The sequence below is a fragment of the Segetibacter koreensis DSM 18137 genome (assembly GCF_000374045.1).
Taxonomy (GTDB): Bacteria; Bacteroidota; Bacteroidia; order Chitinophagales; family Chitinophagaceae; genus Segetibacter; species Segetibacter koreensis.
This window is the reverse complement of record NZ_KB893314.1, coordinates 463,184-480,462: the sequence shown is the minus strand read 5'-3', so window position 1 is coordinate 480,462 and position 17,279 is coordinate 463,184. Positions and strand designations below refer to the sequence as shown.

Sequence of the window (17,279 nt, the reverse complement as noted above, 5' to 3'; positions counted from 1 at the left end):
AATTTGCAGATTTTAAATTAATGAAAAGACTTTCGAATGTTTTAATCGCAGGAGATCATTCTGCTGATTTACTCTTTTTTACAGAATCTCTCGCAAAAATTTCAGATGAGGGTAGAGTTACGCAGGCAAAAAGTGGTTTAGAATGTATGAGTTTTTTAAAAGATGGCACTAAGCCCGATATTATTTTTCTTGATCTGAATATGCCGGGTTATAATGGTTTGTATTGTCTTAAATATATAAAGTCTAAGCCACATCTTGCAAATATTCCGGTTATCATTTATTCAACTTCTCACTATATTAAAGACATTGATGCCTGTTTTAAAAACGAGGCTCATTACTACATTGTTAAGCCTGCTTCCGGCGATGATCTTCTTCACATACTTAAACAGGTTATGAATAATTTAAATGAAAATATGCAACGACCGGGTAAAGAAAAATTTGTTGCAAGAGTCTCGTCAAATGTAAAAAGTTTACATTATTTTTAGGAATAGTTATATGTTTACTTTCATAAAAAGAAGCCGTTGTAATTATTCGAAGGTTTTTTAGAAAAAATTACGACTAATTCCGAACCCAAATTCAGTGAAAAGTACAACGAATGGTAGCAAATGAAAACAAACTAATATTTTATGAAAGAAGAAATTGTACAGTGTTTATCTACGGATGTTCATTGTAAAACCCTTTTTAAGTTGTTTTATCCGGTTGATTATGCAGATCATTTTGAGAGAAAAAGAAATAAGAGTTGGTTTATAAAAATGCAGAAGCTTGAAAAAAAATCGCAGAAGATTCGGCAGGAAATGGAATCGTTATTAATTAAATGTACGCAACAGGCATCCCTGACTCGGCAATTGGCTATTACAACTCTTGATTTTACAAATAGGGTAGTTGAAAAAAGAGCAAAGAAAGGTTTTGTAGATTTGGAAGAAGAAAATCTTGAAGGCATTTAGGTTGTTACGACTTGATTGTGTTCATACTTTTTATCAAAAACGAACTCGAGGTCTTTTTTAAGTTGCTTCATAGAATCTGGTTTTGTAAGAAAATAAGAAGCTCCTAATTGCCTGGTTATCTCTTTGTCTGCTTCTAGATTTGAAGTGGAATAAATAATTACAGGTATTGATGTAAGCTTTTGATTTTGTTTTAATTGTTTTAAAAGCTGCTTGCCATTCATGCCCGGCATATTGAGGTCCAAAAATAAAAAGTCTGGAAGGACACGTTCGTTCTCTAACAATTGCAAAGCTTCCTTGCCATTAGAAGCTGCAGTACATTTTACAGAGTTATTTATTTCAGAAATAACTTCACAAAACATATCAGTGTCATCCTTGTCATCGTCAACAATAAAAACAGCTAAAGGGATCAACATATAAGCAGGATATTTGTAGAAACGGAAATATAACAAAAAAATCGTTAATATCTATAGATGTCTTGCGGTTTTTTTATTTAAAAAGTTGAAGATGCCAATCTTTAATAAGCAATGTTTAAGCAATTATAAAAAGCAGTAATTATTCGTAGATTTTATAAAATATAAATGGTAACCAAGGATTTTTTTATTAATATTAATATCTTGCAGTAAGGCAGTTTTAAAAGGTATTAACACATAAAAAACTTTGCTTTGTTACCTCTTATCAGGTACTTGAATACATACAAGGTTATTGCGTTATATACCTTTAAAGAAATAAGAAATTTTACTTTATTACTTATTACTATTTTACTTCTTGTAAGGTAGTATATGTTTTTTAATAATATGGATGACAAGAGGCCTGAAGAAAACAAAAAACTTAAAAGCAATGCGAAGTCGTTTCCTATTGTAGCTATTGGAGCTTCTGCAGGTGGGCTTGCCGCTATTACAGAATTATTAGAGAACCTTCCTGCTGATACGGGAATGGCCTATGTGTATATACAGCACCTCGATCCTACTTATAAGAGTGCTCTATCAGAAATACTGCAGCGGGTAACAAAAATGGATGTCCGGCAGATAGAAAATCTGATGCCTATAGAGACTGATCATTTTTATATTATTCCGCCCAATGCTGATGTTAGTATTACTGACAGTGTCTTTGAACTTTCAGAAAGGGCTGCAAGGCCGTTTAAGCATTCTCCCATCGATTTGTTCTTTTTATCATTGGCAGAAAAACAAAAAGGAGGGTCAATAGGAATTATTCTTTCCGGAACTGCCTCAGATGGGGCACTGGGCCTGAAAGCAATAAAAATGGCCGGAGGATTAACTTTTGCGCAAGATGAATCTGCCCAATTTCGAAGTATGCCCATGGCTGCTGTTGCAGAAAGTGCTGTAGATGCGGTATTGTCTCCAAAAGAAATGGCGTTGGAGCTGGCAAGGCTCAGCCGTCAAAAAGATCTGCTTCAATCTGTACATATACCCGATATAAACGAAGATCCAGCAGATGAAAAAGGAGAAAGTGTAAATGATAAAGATTTCGCAACGGAAGTAGAAAATTTAAAGGATGAGGACCTGGCTACCATTTTAAAGTTGCTTAGAAACCGGACGGGGGTGGACTTTACTCAATATAAAAAAACTACCATCAGGCGGCGGATCATCCGCAGGATGCTTTTACATAAGTTGGATGGTCTTAATGAATATATAGAATTGCTGAAAAAAAAACCTGCGGAAACAGACCTTCTTTACCAGGATATTCTTATAAATGTTACACACTTTTTCAGAGATGCCGAAGCAACCGAGTATTTGAAGAATGTGATATTGCCTGAGCTACTTAAAAGCAAATCAATACAAAATCCTTTACGTATTTGGGTACCTGCATGCTCTACGGGTGAGGAAGCGTACTCTCTGGCAATGATAATACTTGATGTTGTCGAAAAAGATTCAATAATTCCAAGTATACAGATATTTGCAACAGATCTGAGTGAAACAGCCATTGCAAAAGCAAGGGTAGGTATATATACATCGGGAGACGTTAGTACACTTTCACCACAATATCTTGAGAAATACTTTGTAAAAACTGATGGGCACTACCGCATTATAAAACGTATAAGAGATATTTGTGTATTTTCGCCCCATAATATTTTTAAAGACCCTCCTTTCTCCAGGATTGATATAGTCAGTTGTTGTAACCTCCTTATTTATCTCGATGTCAACCTGCAAAAAAAAGCTCTTGCAAATTTTCATTATGCTTTAAATAAAACCGGTTACCTGGTTTTGGGTAAGTCTGAGACTGTTGGTGCCTCAACGAATCTTTTTACGCAGTTAGATAAAAAAGTAAAAATATTTGCAAAGAAAAACGAAGTGCCGCCTAAAGCAATTTTTGATTTCAGCTCCCCGGTAACTGAAGTAGAAAAGCCTGAACCCAAACCTGTTCGGAAATATATTGTTCCAAAAGAAACAACCCCAGAAGTGAGCCTGGAAAAGATAATTGATAATACTCTTTTGTCAAAATATACTCCTCCGGCTGTAGTCGTCAATCATCACCTCGATATTATTCAGTTTCGTGGTTCTACCGGTTTATTTTTAGAAGCATCTCCCGGCAGGGCAAGCCTTAACCTGCTTAAAATGGCCCGGCCCGGGTTAGAACTCGAATTAAGAAATGCACTGCATAAAGCGATTAAAACAGATGAACCGGTTAAAACAACGGATATTTCAATCAACATTAACGATAAGCTGTATCAGATCGGCTTTGAAGTGACACCGCTTGATGCGCAAACAACCGAAAAGCTCTTATTAATAGTATTTGAAGAAGAGAAAGCCGCGTCATCTGCAGAGCTTAAAGTTAGTTTTTCAAAAGACAGGCGTGTAAAGCAACTTGAAACAGAATTGGTAACCCTTCGTGAAGATATGCGCTCTTTGGTAGAAGAGCAGGAAGCGGCTAATGAAGAATTGCAATCAGCTAACGAAGAAATTGTATCGAGTAATGAAGAACTGCAAAGCATAAACGAAGAACTCGAAACGTCGAAGGAAGAACTGGAGTCAAGCAACGAAGAGTTAATGACAATTAACCAGGAGTTGCAGATGAGGAATGAACAGCTGGCTGAGGCGAATGATTATACACAGGCGGTAATAGAAACTATAAGGGAAGCTGCTATAGTTTTAGACGCAAGCCTACGCGTAAAGTCTGCTAATAAGGCTTTTTACAAAACTTACCTGGCAAAAGAAGAAGAAACAGAAGGTAAGTACATTTATGAGTTTAACAACAGGCAGTGGGACATTCCGGAATTAAAAGATTTTCTGGAAGACATTATTCCACGCAACAGCCAATTCAGCGGTTTTGAAGTAATACATAATTTTGAAGGAATAGGAGAGAAGGTGCTTTTGTTAAACGGAAGGCAGGTAATACAAAAGATAACTCAACAAAAGTTTATTCTTCTGGCTATAGAAGACATAACGGAGCACCGTCATGCCGAACGGCTGCTGGAAGAGCGTGAAGCATGGCTGCAAAAAATGGCTGATAATGTACCAGCAATGATATGGGTAGCTGATACTGATAAAAATTTCACTTTTTTAAACAAAACGTGGATAGCTTTTACGGGCAGAAAACTTTCAGATGAAACGGGCATGGGATGGACTCAAGGCATATATAAGGACGATCTTGACGATGTTTTGAGCACTTATAATAAATCTTTTGAGGAGAAAAAATCTTTTACCTTAGAATACCGTATGAAGCGGTTTGATGGAGAATATCGCTGGATATTTAACAGCGGCGTTCCTACTTTTGATGCGAATGGAGAATTTACCGGCTATACAGGATCATGTACGGAAATTCACGATAAGAGAATAAATGAGTCTCTTGAAAAGCTTGTAAAGGAGCGTACCCGAGAATTACAGGAAGCAAACAGGGGCCTCGAAAATTCTAACAATGAACTTGCGCAGTTTGCTTATGTTGCCAGCCATGATCTACAGGAGCCCTTACGAAAAATAATTACTTTTTCAAATCGTTTTAAAGACAATTTCAATAATTTATTGCCCGACAACGGAAAAGAGCTTATTGAAAAAATTAATAGCTCATCGGAGAGAATGAGAAATCTTATTAATGATCTGCTAAATTTTTCACGGATTGCCCGCTTCGAAAAAAATTTCGTTAGTACTGACCTTAATGAAGTAATTAAAAATGTGGTATCTGATTTTGATTTGTTGATACAGGAAAAAAACGCTGACTTAAAATTTGACAAGTTACCTGTCATACAGGCTGTTCCACTGCTTATGGACCAGCTTTTTCATAATCTTTTGGGTAACGCATTAAAATTTACAGCTCCGGATACTAAGCCCGTTATTACAATTACCTGCCGTGGTTTAGAAGAAAATGAAGTAAAAAAGTTTCCGACTTTAGACTCCTCCTTGCATTACTATGAAATAGCCGTAAAAGACAATGGCATCGGCTTTCCCCAGGAATTTGCAGACCAGATATTTGTAATTTTTCAACGATTAAACGGTAAAGACAATTATCCAGGTACTGGTATAGGGCTTGCTTTATGCCGTAAAATTGCAAGAAGTCACCACGGAGAAATACATGCTGAAAGTCATGAAAACGAAGGGACAGTACTTTATGTAATATTACCTGAGCATCAGCCTGCACAAACCCAAACAAATTGATGTTTATGTCTCCCGCTTCAACGTTATAAGAAATTAAAATGTTCCAACCCTTGTTTTTTCTTTTTTCCGCGTTCATTAAAGGGACTGGATTTTGAAAGATCAAAAAAGCAAAATGAGAAAAAGCTTCCTCACCCAACCGTAATCAAATTGACTTTGACTGTTAATTGAAGAATAGAAAAATAGCAATATTTTTTTCCTAAGTAAATGATTAGCAATAAGAAGATAAGATTCATTTCAAAGTATAGCCTCGGTGTACTTTGAAGTGTGGTACAATATGTTATGATAATAGCAGTACGAAACAATCTCAGTATCCTGTTTCAAAATATTATTACCAGGTTTACGTATCGAAACGAAACAAAAGAAAGAACTTTTTTATCTAAAAAACTACATTATGGCAAGAATGTTCGCAACAGATTTTATTTATAAAGGAACAGCTTACGAAGCTAAAGTAATTATCAGCGGCATTGATAATGACAAAACAATTGTGATTCAGGTACCCGAATCACTTCATAAAATTGTACCGGAAGGAAGGCTGGTTGTAAATCTAGAGACAAGGAAATCTGAAAGTGGCATGTCGAAAGATCCTGCCCTGGTTGAAAGCATAATGGCAGCAGTAGAAAAACACGAAGAAGCTGAACCTCCGCTTGGAGTGGGAAATGTATGGAGTTGATTTGTATGACAACATGTTATCCTATGTATATTAAAAAATGGGTGGTTTTAAAGGCATAAGTTACAATACATAAACTTTAAAATTCTATATGAGGAAAACTGATGTTTCAAACCCATCTCCAGTGCCTAAAGGCATATTGGTGATTATAGGTGGTCATGAAAATAAAGGCGAGGAACTCAAACACAACCAAGAGAATTCAAAACCGGAAATACTTGAAACATTTATAAAACTCATTGGCAAAGATAATCCGGTGGTAGAGGTGATTACAAGTGCAAGCTGTGAAGGCGATGAAATGTTTGAAGACTATAAAAAAGCATTTCAAAAACTCAATGTAACACAAATAGGACAAATTCACCACCAGGTACGTAAGGAAGTGCTTGAAGATGAACTTGCTGATCGTGTTCAAAAAGCAGATGCTTTTTTCTTTACCGGTGGTAACCAGTTACTGCTGACTTCATTATATGGCGGTACCTCTTTTCTTACTCATTTAAAGGAAAGGTATATATCTGAAAAAATAGTGATTGGCGGTACAAGTGCGGGCGCTATGGCGATGTCAACGCCTATGATTTATGCCGGTAATAAAGACAAACAGCAGATTGCGGGAGAAATAAAAATAACAACAGGTCTTGAATTTTTAAAGGATGTGTGTATCGATACCCATTTTATTGACAGAAGCAGGTTTGTACGCATGGCGCAAGTACTCGCATCAAATCCTACATCCATAGGCATAGGTATAGAAGAAAATACAGCGGTTATTGTTCGTGAAGGTCTAAAGGCAGAGGTTATAGGTAAGAGCGTGGTTATAATAATAGAAGGCTTTTCTATTACAAGTTCAAATATTACTGAATTTTCCGAAGACAAGGCTTTAAGTATCCGCGATTTAAAAGTTCATTTATTACCCGGGGGTAGTTTTTACGATATCCCACAAACCAATCCACCTCACAAATAAAAGCGTTTTTATTTTAAAAGAATAAACCTAAAACATCAGCTTTACCGCCTGGCCATACTAACATAAACTTTCTAATATTTAACTTTGGTGAATTGGTTTTAATATAGATGCCTGTGCATGTAAAATGGCAGAGGCATCTCTGCTTTTTAAAAGGAATGTTTTTTAAGTAAATTGATAAATTTCGTACTTTGACGTATGAAGCGAAAATTACTTACACTGTTAACTACGGCTCTGACATTTTTTTTATTTATGCATGAAGGCAATTGCCAGAAAAAAAAATCAGGCATGGCAGCGGTTGCTAGTAAAACAAAATACGGGGAAGCGAACGGAGTAAGTGTATGGCTTACCAATGCTGATAAATCTGCCCTGTTTCAACAGCAAAAAGATAAATTACGTTTTAGTAGTGTAAAAAATCAAAATCAAGCTATTGAGGTAAATGATAAGCAGTCCTTTCAGCCCATTGATGGTTTTGGATATTGCCTGACCGGAGGAAGCGCCACGCTGATACATCAAATGAATGCTGAAAGCAGGAAGGCTTTATTAAAAGAACTATTTGCAACCGATGCAGATAATATAGGAGTGAGTTACTTACGCATCAGCATTGGTGCATCTGATCTCGATGATCATGTTTTTTCATATGATGATTTGAAGCCGGGAGAGAAGGATGAGAGACTTGAAAAATTCTCTATCGATTATGAAAAGAAAGACCTCATACCGGTATTAAAAGAAATCATAAAGATTTTACCAAAAATTAAAATATTAGGTTCTCCCTGGTCTCCTCCCACCTGGATGAAAACAAATGACAGTTCAAAAGGCGGAAGTTTAAAGCCGGAATATTATAATGTATATGCGAACTATTTTGTTAAGTACATACGGGCAATGAAAGCGGAAGGTATCAACATAGGTGCGATAACTATTCAAAATGAACCATTGCATCCCGGCAACAATCCAAGCATGTTGATGCTGGCGCCTGACCAGGAAAAGTTTATAAAAAATAATTTGGGGCCTGCATTTAAAGCAGCAAATATTGCTACCAAAATAATTATTTATGATCACAATGCAGACAGGCCGGATTATCCTATCAGCATTTTAAATGATCCCGAAGCTAAAAAATATATTGATGGCTCTGCGTTTCATTTGTATGCCGGTCCCATAGAAGCATTAACAGAAGTTCACAATGCACATCCTGATAAAAACGTTTATTTTACTGAGCAGTGGATAGGTGCTCCCGGTAACTTTCCGGAAGATTTAAAATGGCATGTAAAAACATTGGTAATCGGTGCAACGCGCAATTGGGCGCGAACCGTACTTGAGTGGAACTTAGCTGCAGATCCCAATCAAAACCCGCATACTCCCGGAGGCTGCGACCGTTGTCTCGGAGCAATCACTATTGACGGAAATAAAGTAATAAGGAATCCTGCGTATTATATAATTGCGCATGCTTCAAAGTTTGTAAGACCAGGTTCCGTAAGAATTTTTTCGAACGTAAATACATTGCTTCCAAATGTAGCTTTTAAAACACCGGCAGGCAATAAAGTAGTTATTGTACAAAATGATGGTACATCTAAGCAGGCATTTAATATACTTTACAAAGGCAAATCTGCTACTGCTATATTGCCTGCTGGCGCTGTAGGTACTTATGTATGGTGATTAAAAATGGCATCGGTAAGTGCAGAATCAATGATTCGAACATTTCTTTTTTAAAATTTTAAAAAGAAAAAATTTCCTTTCAAATAAAAAATAAACCTTTTATCTAATACATCTTTTAAATGTAGATAAAGAAATATAGTTTTGTCTAACGATTTCAAAATCGTTTAATTCTACGCATATGAAGTTCTGATTATTTCTTGTTCGAAACAAGAAACGCTGTTTTTCTGGAAACTTTTAGCGATACTAATCGCGCCAATATTTCATTTCTAATTTTTAAAAGAACTTCAATGTCTGCTCAAGTCATCTCTATAAAAAAAGAAGCGTTATTTCTTTTTCAGTTTATAAAAGATTCAATAAAAGGAGGCCAGGAAGATTTTACCAAAGGAAGCATGCGCCGGGCTGTTTTTATGTTAGCTATACCTATGATACTGGAGATGTGTATGGAAAGTGTATTTGCTGTGGTAGATATTTTCTTCGTTGGACGTTTGGGAAAAGATGCCGCCGCAACAGTAGGATTGACGGAAGCTTTTTTGATGATTATTTATTCGATAGCTATTGGCCTTAGTATGGCTGCAACGGCCATGGTTGCAAGGCGTGTGGGAGAAAAGAATATAGAAGAAGCATCAAAATCAGCAATGCAGGCAATTATACTTGCGTTGGGCTGTACTATAATTATATCTGTGGCCGGATGCATTTTTGCCAAAGATATTCTTCAGTTACTGCATGCTCCTCAAACTGTTTTGGCAATTGGTGTTCCTTATGCGCGCACCATGCTCGGCGGTTGTGTTGTTATTATCATGTTGTTTTTGATTAATGGTATTTTTCGTGGCGCAGGAGATGCAGGCATAGCAATGAGAAGCCTCTGGATAGCGAATATTTGCAACATCATTCTTTGCCCGATTTTAATCTTCGGTTTCGGACCCATTCCTGCTTTAGGCTTAACCGGCGCCGCTGTGGCAACCACTACCGGCCGCGGTATTGGCGTTTGCTACCAGGTATTTCACCTTATAAAAGGAAAGGGAATATTGGCTGTACGATTAAGTCATTGCGCACCACAAATAAAAATTATAAAATCACTGGTAAATGTAGCAACTACCTCTACTTTTCAGTTTTTAATAGCAACTGCCAGTTGGCTGTTTCTTGCACGTATTATTGCGGGTTTTGGCAGCAATGCTATTGCAGGTTACACTATAGCCCTGCGTATCATTTCGTTTTTTATGTTACCTGCATGGGGATTAAGTAATGCAGCGGCCACGCTTGTAGGTCAGAACCTGGGAGCAAAAGAACCTGGCAGAGCTGAAAAAAGTGTATGGATAACAGCCAAATACAATATGATATTTATGGCAATTGTTACCGTTATCTTTTTCTTTTTCGCAAGACCGATTGTTTCTGCTATCAACAACCAAAATGAAGTAGTAGTAGTTGCAATCCAGGCTTTGCAGATTGTTAGTCTAGGTTACATTGCTTATGGTTTAGGTCTCGTGCTAATGAATGCATTCAACGGCGCAGGCGATAGCAGAACTCCTACATATATCAATCTTGCAGGCTTCTGGGGATTTCAAATTCCGCTTGCCTATACACTCGCTATTTATTTAAATCTTGGTCCCAAAGGTGTTTTTCTTGCTATTGTTATTGCAGAAACAGCTCTGACGATAGCATCGTATTTAATATTTAAAAAAGGATTTTGGAAAAACGTAAAGATCTAGCGTTTGGGTTTAAACAGACAGAGGCATAGAAGAAGACAATAGCTTTTAAACATCCGCTCTTGTCTTCTCGTGTCACTCTATATTTTAAGCAGACAACATTGATAAGAATTTTTTATGCAATTGCAAAACTTGCGGAATGAGTAATTGCTCCTCATCGTTTATTACGACAAAATCGCATAATTTTATTTTCTCTTCTTCATTCATTTGTCGCCCTATTCTTGCAAGTACCTGTTCCTCGCTTGCATTATCTCTTTCCATCACTCTTTTTATACGTAAAGCTTGTGGAGCATGAACTCCTATAACAAAATCAAGATGACGGGCAGAATCAGATTCGTAAAGAAGTGCAGCTTCTTTAACTACATAAGGAGCAGTTTGAGTATCCATCCATTTTTTAGCAGCGAGAATAGCGGCAGGGTGAACAAGAGCATTTAATTGTTGAAGCTTACCAGGATCGTTAAAAACAATATTAGCAAGATATTTCCTGTTTAATATTTTACCTGTATAACTATCATTTCCAAACAATTTTTGGATAGATAAAACCAGTTGTTCATCTTTTTCCATAATTAGTTTAGCCTCAGTATCGGCGTCAAATACAGGAATGCCGAATACTTTAAAAATGCCGGCTACAATACTTTTCCCGCTGCCAATACCACCTGTTAGTCCTATTTTAAGCATACCCAAAACCCAAAATGGCTTTTAAACATTAGATGAAAAAGTTCTAAGAAGTAAAAAATCCGAACTTCTGAAAATTGCTGTATTCAACATTCAGATTCCGGATTTTTATAGTACCTAAAAAAAACCTTTATTTGGTTTCCGTAGTGGTGGCAACTGGTTTGTTAAGAGCCTGGCTCCACTCAAGACTGATTGCTGACTTTTCAATCTTCATATAACTTCCGGGGTTAACCTCCAATTGTATAGTAGCGTTATCGTCGTTTACGCGGTTTACAACGCCATGAATGCCGGCAATCGTTACCACTTTGTCACCTTTCTTGATATCGTTTATAAATTGCTTTTGGGTTTTAGCTTTTTTTGCTTGTGGACGAATCATAAACATATAAAAAACAAGCATGATAGCACCCATCATTAGTAACTGAACTGTACCGCCACTTTTTGGATCGGCAGATAATAAATAAAAGGCTTGAATCATTGGTTATAATTTTTATTTAGTTAGAGTTGTTTTATTTAGTCGTTAATTTTCTAATAGGAAGAAGCACGGTTTTACATATGGGCTTTTACGCTTTCAACTTAAAATTGACTTTATGAATTTTATCCTGACTAGCCAGTTCTTTATGAATACTATCTAATATTCCATTGACAAACTGCCCGCTTTGTGGCGTACTATAAGCCTTTGCAAGGTCTATATATTCATTAATAGTAACTTTTGTAGGAATAGTTTCAAAAAACAACAATTCGCAAACTCCCATTTCCATTAGTAACATGTCGAGTATAGCAATTCTTTCTGCATCCCAGTTTTTTAATTTTGGCTTGATTAGGTCAAGTGCAACATCATGTTTTTCCCTGGTTGTAAGTAAAAGGCTTTTTGCAAATTCCCATTTTTCCTGCGAAACCATTTCCTGCAAATTGTAACTGCCTGGCTTTTGAAGGTAATTGAGCATCAATTGGTTCATCATCTCTGCATCATCATCCCAATTGCTAAAATGTTCCTCCACGTGGCTGATAAAGCTTTCTGAAGGAAGCATCAGGTTGGTGAAAATAAAGGTAATAATGTCTTTTTCAGATTTTTTTTCCCTGCTTTGCGCCAAAATATATTGACTGTATTCCTCTGTTTTTGTCAGCTGATTATAAATTCTTTTAATTTCTTCAGAGATACCTTCTATAGAGTATGGCTTCTCATTTTCGACAGCCTTTTTGTAAGATTCATTCTCCAGGATTTTCCATAAAAACTCGTTTCCCGAAAGCTTGATATTTACATTTAAATCCTGATGGCTTGGCAAATTTTTAGAAGCACGTTTTGCTGCATCTTTCTCAGCATATCGTGCCGCTTCTGTAAGTACATATAACAGGTATATAAAAAGTTGCCTGGAGGCGTCTAACTGTTTTTTTAATAATTTTACTGGATCTACATTGTTTTGTCCGGTATCCGCTGTATTTAAAGTATAAAGCGTTTGCATCACTTTAACCCTAATATTTCTTCTGCTAATCATTTTCCGAAAGGACTTTTTTTGATTGGGCTGCGAAGATAGGAATTAGAAGCGAGATGTAGGCCCTACAACGTCGTAGTTAAGTTGTTAATGCCGTTACTTTTAATCATCCGCTTTCTTCTGACAGAGTGTAACTGTCATCAATGATAACAAAACTGTCAACATATGTCACTGTCTGCAAATTTGACTTTTTTATAACTAGTGGCACAATAGTAGAGGGGTAGGAGCAAAACCAATTCTTTTACTAAAAACAAAACATAAAAGTATGGCTGACAAGAATTTAAACATTACCCCATTGCATGACAGGGTGATAGTAAAGCCCGCTGCGGCTGAAGAAAAAACTGCTGGTGGCATTATTATTCCGGATACTGCAAAAGAAAAACCTCAGAAAGGTTTAGTTGTGGCAGCAGGTCCTGGTAAAAAAGATGAACCAGTAACGGTAAAAGTAGGTGATACAGTTCTTTATGGCAAGTATGCAGGAACTGAAATTTCAGTAGAAGGTGGCGAATATCTTATTATGCGCGAAAGTGACATTTTAGCAATCGTTTAGAACCACTATTTTCAAAATCAGGAATTATTGTATTTTTTGGATGTCGGTAAATAATATAATCTTTTTGTAAAAAGTGTAAAACAACATTTCGCATCAGAAAATTATAATTTACCGGTTTAGATGTAAAAATTGGAAGTTTATCGTTGAACGGAGCGTCGCAAGAATGATGAATAAAGTGATTCTGCCGGTTCAGCAATTTTAAAAATTAAAAACCTAAAACGTTTTAAATATGGCTAAACAATTGTTTTTTGAAACCGATGCCCGCAACAAAATGAAAAGGGGTGTCGATGTATTAGCGAACGCAGTGAAAGTGACATTGGGACCAAAAGGTCGTAATGTTGTAATTGAGAAGAAGTTTGGAGCTCCCTCTGTGACTAAAGACGGTGTTACTGTGGCAAAAGAAATCGAATTGGAAGATGCCATAGAAAACATGGGCGCGCAAATGGTAAAAGAAGTAGCATCTAAAACTGCCGATATAGCAGGTGATGGTACTACTACAGCCACTGTTTTAGCTCAGTCTATTATTACCGAAGGTTTGAAGAACGTAGCTGCCGGAGCAAATCCTATGGATTTAAAACGTGGTATAGATAAAGCTGTACAGGCTGTAATTGCAAATCTGCGTACTCAATCTCAGGCTGTTGGTTCTGATTCTCAGAAAATAGAGCAGGTTGCTACTATTTCTGCAAACAGTGACAGCGAAATTGGTGCATTAATAGCTCAGGCTATGCAGAAAGTTGGTAAAGAAGGTGTTATAACTGTTGAAGAAGCAAAAGGTACTGATACAACTGTAGATGTTGTAGAAGGTATGCAGTTTGATCGTGGTTATATTAGCCCTTACTTTGTGACTAACAGTGAGAAGATGGAAGCTGAATTGCAGAATCCGTATATTCTTATTTATGATAAGAAAATATCTGCAATGAAGGATATTCTTCATATACTTGAGAAAGTTGCTCAAAGTGGCCGTCCGTTAGTAATTATTGCTGAAGACCTTGAAGGTGAAGCATTAGCTACTTTGGTTGTTAACAAATTACGTGGTACCCTTAAGGTTGCTGCTATTAAAGCTCCAGGATTTGGCGACCGCAGAAAAGAAATGTTGCAGGATATTGCTGTTCTTACTGCTGGTACAGTTATAAGTGAAGAACAAGGTTACAAACTTGAGAATGCTGATTTATCTTACTTAGGTACAGCTGCTTCTATAACTATTGATAAAGATAATACAACAGTGGTTGGTGGTAAAGGTGAGAAAGAAGCAATTACTGCACGTGTTAATCAAATCAAATCTCAGATTGAGAATACAACTTCTGACTACGATCGTGAAAAATTACAAGAGCGTCTTGCTAAATTAAGCGGTGGTGTTGCAGTATTATATGTTGGTGCTGCTACCGAAGTTGAAATGAAAGAAAAGAAAGACCGTGTTGATGATGCTTTGCATGCAACCCGTGCTGCGGTTGAAGAAGGTATTGTACCAGGCGGTGGCGTTGCTTATGTACGTGCTATCAGTTCTCTTGATACATTGAAAGGTATCAACGAAGATGAGACTACAGGTATCCAGATCATTAAAAGAGCTATTGAAGAGCCACTTCGCCAGATTGTTATCAACAGCGGTATAGAAGGTTCAATAGTTGTACAGAAAATAAAAGAAGGAACTGGTGATTATGGTTTTAATGCCCGTACAGAAGTATATGAAAATTTATTTGCTGCAGGTGTTATTGACCCAACAAAAGTAACTCGCGTTGCTTTGGAAAATGCAGCTTCAATTGCAGGTATGTTGTTAACTACCGAGTGTGTTGTTGCAGATAAACCAGAACCTAAATCTGCTGCAGGTGCTCCAGGTGGAATGCCAGGTGGAATGGGTGGAATGGATTATTAATTCTTACCCTAACGGGAAAAGAAAAATTTTGTCTCTTAGTGAATTTAATAAAATAGAAATCCCTTGTTGCGGTTGCAGCAGGGGATTTTTTTTTATAATAAACTTATCGGGTCTAAGATGATTGTATTTCAATAAAAAGATGTGATGGTTTTACTCATTAGGCTTTTCTATAAAAATTTTTTTCCCAAAAAATATCCTGAGCGAGTCTTTAACATGTGTTGTATCAGCGGGATTTATTTTCATTGGCAGGAACAGCCTGTAATAAGCTACACTATCGTTTATAGGAATGGAATCATATTGGGTATACGAATGGAGATTATTTAATTGTGCGGTTCTGCTGGTAGCTCTTTCTTTAGACTTTGTTATTTCGAACACCATTTTATATGGTACTAAACTACTTGTTTTAGCACTGTCTTTTGATTTGTTAGAAACTATAGGAATAGGTGCCGTACTTGTTGTTAATCTTTCAGAATCTTTTTTAGCAGGCTGCGCAGTTTCGCTGGTATCTGCTTGTTTGAGTATACCCGTATCTTCATTTGTTTCGGCTTGTTTTGCTACCAGGTTATAAATACCCCAGCCGATACCGGTAATGCCTGCAAGGGCTGAGATAACAATAAGGATTATTACAAGCACGCGCCCTACAGAAGATTTTGATCTTACAGTATAATTATGAGAAGGATTTTCCCTTTTCGGACTCATCTCTTGTTTTGCCGGCTCGAATTGGCCAGGTGTAAACTCATAAATGCCCTGGTTGCTTTTGTTTAATGTTCCAATTCCTTCAATAGTGTAAGGATTACCTATATTGAGGAATACTTTTATGTTAAACAAGTATGATTCAATGTCTGATCGTATTAAGGGCTCTATTTTATGTAACTTTTTAATTAAGAAAAATATGAGGTTTTCATCAGTAATAGCTTTTGGATTATAATGAAACGATAAACCTTCAATAGGATAATAGATCTCTTTTTCCTGTTCATTTGGCACTCTTACATTTTCGTCTAAAGTGAAAGATCCTATTCCCTCAAGAGTTAGTTGTTTGTATTCGTAGAGATATGCAGCAAGTTGATCATCAAATTTCACAGGAAAATTTTTTGGTTACACAAGCATATTTTTTATAAAATATTTACCTCTTAAATATACATTTAAGTTTTTATTCATAAGCAATTTAACGTATTTGAATTTACCTTTGTTATATGTTAACAGAGCAGGAAGAAAAGTTTTTGGTTTATTGGGAGAATAATAAAGAAAAAGAAAAAAGCTTTTTTAGGCAAATATCTTTTGGGTTGCCATTGGGATTACTTATAGGTTTGGGCATACTTCTAAATTTTATGTCAGGGTGGTATACCAGGGCTACTATGGTAGCAAACAGTCAGTCAACTCCGCTTGTTTTGATTATTGCGATTATTATTATTGTTTTTTTTTGTAGTATTTTTTATAGCCGCCACCGTTGGGAAATGAATGATCAAAAATACCAGGAACTTAAAATAAAGAAAGAAATACAAAATTCTTAGCAGCAGGTGCAGCAAAAAGCTTCAATTGATAGTCACATTAACACGTAACTTTTTACCATTAATTTAAAAAACTGAATGAAGCATTTTTTACTGTTTACCTGTTTGTTAATTATGTCATGTGCAGGATGTTCTAAACAAGAGACCGGCTGTACACCTGTTGAACCTAAGACTGAAGAACCACAAATATTAGCATATGCTGCGAAAGATAGTATTCATGCTACAAAACATAGTAGTGGTATTTATTACGAAATTATAAATCCGGGGAGCGGGGCAGTTCCGACACGGAATTCAAAAGTATCTGTAACGTACACAGGCAAGCTTCTTAATGAAACAAAATTTGACGAATCAACAAGCCCGGTTAATTTTTACTTAAGTGAGGTAATAGAAGGCTGGCAAATAGGAATTCCATTAATTAAAAAGGGAGGACGAATAAAATTGATCATTCCTTCTGCGTATGCTTATGGCTGTAATGGTAGTGGTCCAATTCCTGCTAATTCAGTCTTGTTTTTTGATGTGACCCTTACCGATGTACAGTAAATTGTATAACCAATTTTTAAGGTTTATTTGAAAGTCCTTCTCGGTTTTTACAAAATACCTTGTATAAATGTTGATCGCCACGACTTACAAGCCGTGGCGATCTTGTAAACATAGAGAATAGGT

General features: G+C 36.5%; 16 protein-coding genes. 11 read left to right on the top strand and 5 right to left on the bottom strand.

Features of this window, described 5'->3' with window-relative positions; all coding sequences use genetic code 11:
- Positions 1 to 20 precede the first annotated feature (20 nt).
- Both B154_RS0102135 and B154_RS0102130 read left to right on the top strand, forming a co-directional pair.
- Positions 21 to 485, top strand: a complete 465-nt coding sequence (locus B154_RS0102135; RefSeq protein ID WP_018611485.1) for a response regulator — start codon at positions 21 to 23, stop codon at positions 483 to 485.
- A gap of 141 nt (positions 486 to 626) precedes the next feature.
- The gene (locus B154_RS0102130; RefSeq protein ID WP_018611484.1) at positions 627 to 944 is read left to right on the top strand and encodes a hypothetical protein; all 318 of its coding nucleotides are present in this window, start codon (positions 627 to 629) and stop codon (positions 942 to 944) included.
- On the opposite strand, the gene B154_RS0102125 is transcribed toward B154_RS0102130, so the two are convergent.
- The gene (locus B154_RS0102125; protein WP_033410832.1) at positions 941 to 1,357 is read right to left on the bottom strand and encodes a response regulator; all 417 of its coding nucleotides are present in this window, start codon (positions 1,355 to 1,357) and stop codon (positions 941 to 943) included. The genes B154_RS0102130 and B154_RS0102125 overlap by 4 nt on opposite strands.
- A gap of 381 nt (positions 1,358 to 1,738) precedes the next feature.
- On the opposite strand from B154_RS0102125, the gene B154_RS0102120 reads away from it, so the two are divergent.
- The 5 genes from B154_RS0102120 to B154_RS0102100 all read left to right on the top strand — a co-directional run bounded on the left by B154_RS0102120 (position 1,739) and on the right by B154_RS0102100 (position 10,526).
- Positions 1,739 to 5,551, top strand: coding sequence for a CheR family methyltransferase (locus B154_RS0102120; protein ID WP_018611480.1), 3,813 nt, complete (start codon positions 1,739 to 1,741; stop codon positions 5,549 to 5,551).
- A gap of 391 nt (positions 5,552 to 5,942) precedes the next feature.
- On the top strand, positions 5,943 to 6,221 hold the full coding sequence (locus B154_RS0102115; RefSeq protein WP_018611478.1) for a hypothetical protein: 279 nt from the start codon (positions 5,943 to 5,945) through the stop codon (positions 6,219 to 6,221).
- 88 nt (positions 6,222 to 6,309) lie between these two features.
- Positions 6,310 to 7,170, top strand: a complete 861-nt coding sequence (locus B154_RS0102110) for a cyanophycinase (protein ID WP_018611475.1) — start codon at positions 6,310 to 6,312, stop codon at positions 7,168 to 7,170.
- A gap of 195 nt (positions 7,171 to 7,365) precedes the next feature.
- A complete protein-coding gene (locus B154_RS0102105; RefSeq protein WP_018611473.1) occupies positions 7,366 to 8,820 on the top strand; it encodes a glycoside hydrolase family 30 protein in 1,455 nt (484 codons plus the stop codon).
- Positions 8,821 to 9,107: 287 nt separating this feature from the next.
- Positions 9,108 to 10,526 carry an MATE family efflux transporter gene (locus tag B154_RS0102100; protein WP_018611470.1) on the top strand — a complete coding sequence of 473 codons (1,419 nt, stop codon included), beginning with the start codon at positions 9,108 to 9,110 and terminating at the stop codon, positions 10,524 to 10,526.
- An 84-nt stretch (positions 10,527 to 10,610) separates the two neighbouring features.
- Here the strand turns inward: B154_RS0102100 and coaE are convergent, their stop codons facing one another.
- The 3 genes from coaE to nusB all read right to left on the bottom strand — a co-directional run bounded on the left by coaE (position 10,611) and on the right by nusB (position 12,691).
- Complete coding sequence (gene coaE, locus B154_RS0102095) at positions 10,611 to 11,201, bottom strand: dephospho-CoA kinase (protein ID WP_018611468.1); 591 nt, start codon at positions 11,199 to 11,201, stop codon at positions 10,611 to 10,613.
- A gap of 127 nt (positions 11,202 to 11,328) precedes the next feature.
- On the bottom strand, positions 11,329 to 11,673 hold the full coding sequence (yajC, locus tag B154_RS0102090; protein WP_018611466.1) for a preprotein translocase subunit YajC: 345 nt from the start codon (positions 11,671 to 11,673) through the stop codon (positions 11,329 to 11,331).
- A gap of 85 nt (positions 11,674 to 11,758) precedes the next feature.
- Entirely contained in the window at positions 11,759 to 12,691 is a 933-nt protein-coding gene (nusB, locus tag B154_RS0102085) for a transcription antitermination factor NusB (protein ID WP_018611464.1), read from the bottom strand.
- A 262-nt stretch (positions 12,692 to 12,953) separates the two neighbouring features.
- Between nusB and B154_RS0102080 the strand changes: the two genes are divergently transcribed.
- Together B154_RS0102080 and groL are read left to right on the top strand one after the other, a co-directional pair.
- Entirely contained in the window at positions 12,954 to 13,238 is a 285-nt protein-coding gene (locus tag B154_RS0102080) for a co-chaperone GroES (RefSeq protein WP_018611462.1), read from the top strand.
- Between the two features lie 229 nt (positions 13,239 to 13,467).
- Positions 13,468 to 15,108 (top strand): chaperonin GroEL, encoded by a 1,641-nt coding sequence (groL, locus tag B154_RS0102075; RefSeq protein WP_018611460.1) that lies wholly within the window; start codon positions 13,468 to 13,470, stop codon positions 15,106 to 15,108.
- A 150-nt stretch (positions 15,109 to 15,258) separates the two neighbouring features.
- Here groL and B154_RS0102070 read toward each other — a convergent pair whose 3' ends face one another.
- Positions 15,259 to 16,188, bottom strand: coding sequence for a hypothetical protein (locus B154_RS0102070; RefSeq protein WP_018611458.1), 930 nt, complete (start codon positions 16,186 to 16,188; stop codon positions 15,259 to 15,261).
- Between the two features lie 113 nt (positions 16,189 to 16,301).
- Here B154_RS0102070 and B154_RS0102065 point away from each other — a divergent pair, with 113 nt between their 5' ends.
- Complete coding sequence (locus B154_RS0102065; protein WP_018611455.1) at positions 16,302 to 16,619, top strand: hypothetical protein; 318 nt, start codon at positions 16,302 to 16,304, stop codon at positions 16,617 to 16,619.
- Positions 16,620 to 16,694: 75 nt separating this feature from the next.
- Positions 16,695 to 17,156: an FKBP-type peptidyl-prolyl cis-trans isomerase gene (locus B154_RS0102060; protein WP_018611453.1), complete on the top strand. Its 462-nt coding sequence runs from the start codon at positions 16,695 to 16,697 to the stop codon at positions 17,154 to 17,156.
- Positions 17,157 to 17,279: the final 123 nt, after the last annotated feature.

Excerpts from the sequence above, each read along its gene's own strand:
- B154_RS0102060 (WP_018611453.1), top strand. The coding sequence starts at position 16,695 with ATGAAGCATTTTTTACTGTTTACCTGTTTGTTAATTATGTCATGTGCA.
- B154_RS0102125 (WP_033410832.1), bottom strand. The coding sequence starts at position 1,357 with ATGTTGATCCCTTTAGCTGTTTTTATTGTTGACGATGACAAGGATGAC.
- nusB (WP_018611464.1), bottom strand. The coding sequence starts at position 12,691 with ATGATTAGCAGAAGAAATATTAGGGTTAAAGTGATGCAAACGCTTTAT.
- B154_RS0102120 (WP_018611480.1), top strand. The coding sequence starts at position 1,739 with ATGGATGACAAGAGGCCTGAAGAAAACAAAAAACTTAAAAGCAATGCG.
- B154_RS0102115 (WP_018611478.1), top strand. The coding sequence starts at position 5,943 with ATGGCAAGAATGTTCGCAACAGATTTTATTTATAAAGGAACAGCTTAC.
- B154_RS0102110 (WP_018611475.1), top strand. The coding sequence starts at position 6,310 with ATGAGGAAAACTGATGTTTCAAACCCATCTCCAGTGCCTAAAGGCATA.
- B154_RS0102105 (WP_018611473.1), top strand. The coding sequence starts at position 7,366 with ATGAAGCGAAAATTACTTACACTGTTAACTACGGCTCTGACATTTTTT.
- B154_RS0102100 (WP_018611470.1), top strand. The coding sequence starts at position 9,108 with ATGTCTGCTCAAGTCATCTCTATAAAAAAAGAAGCGTTATTTCTTTTT.
- coaE (WP_018611468.1), bottom strand. The coding sequence starts at position 11,201 with ATGCTTAAAATAGGACTAACAGGTGGTATTGGCAGCGGGAAAAGTATT.
- yajC (WP_018611466.1), bottom strand. The coding sequence starts at position 11,673 with ATGATTCAAGCCTTTTATTTATTATCTGCCGATCCAAAAAGTGGCGGT.
- groL (WP_018611460.1), top strand. The coding sequence starts at position 13,468 with ATGGCTAAACAATTGTTTTTTGAAACCGATGCCCGCAACAAAATGAAA.
- B154_RS0102130 (WP_018611484.1), top strand. The coding sequence starts at position 627 with ATGAAAGAAGAAATTGTACAGTGTTTATCTACGGATGTTCATTGTAAA.
- B154_RS0102080 (WP_018611462.1), top strand. The coding sequence starts at position 12,954 with ATGGCTGACAAGAATTTAAACATTACCCCATTGCATGACAGGGTGATA.
- B154_RS0102065 (WP_018611455.1), top strand. The coding sequence starts at position 16,302 with ATGTTAACAGAGCAGGAAGAAAAGTTTTTGGTTTATTGGGAGAATAAT.
- B154_RS0102135 (WP_018611485.1), top strand. The coding sequence starts at position 21 with ATGAAAAGACTTTCGAATGTTTTAATCGCAGGAGATCATTCTGCTGAT.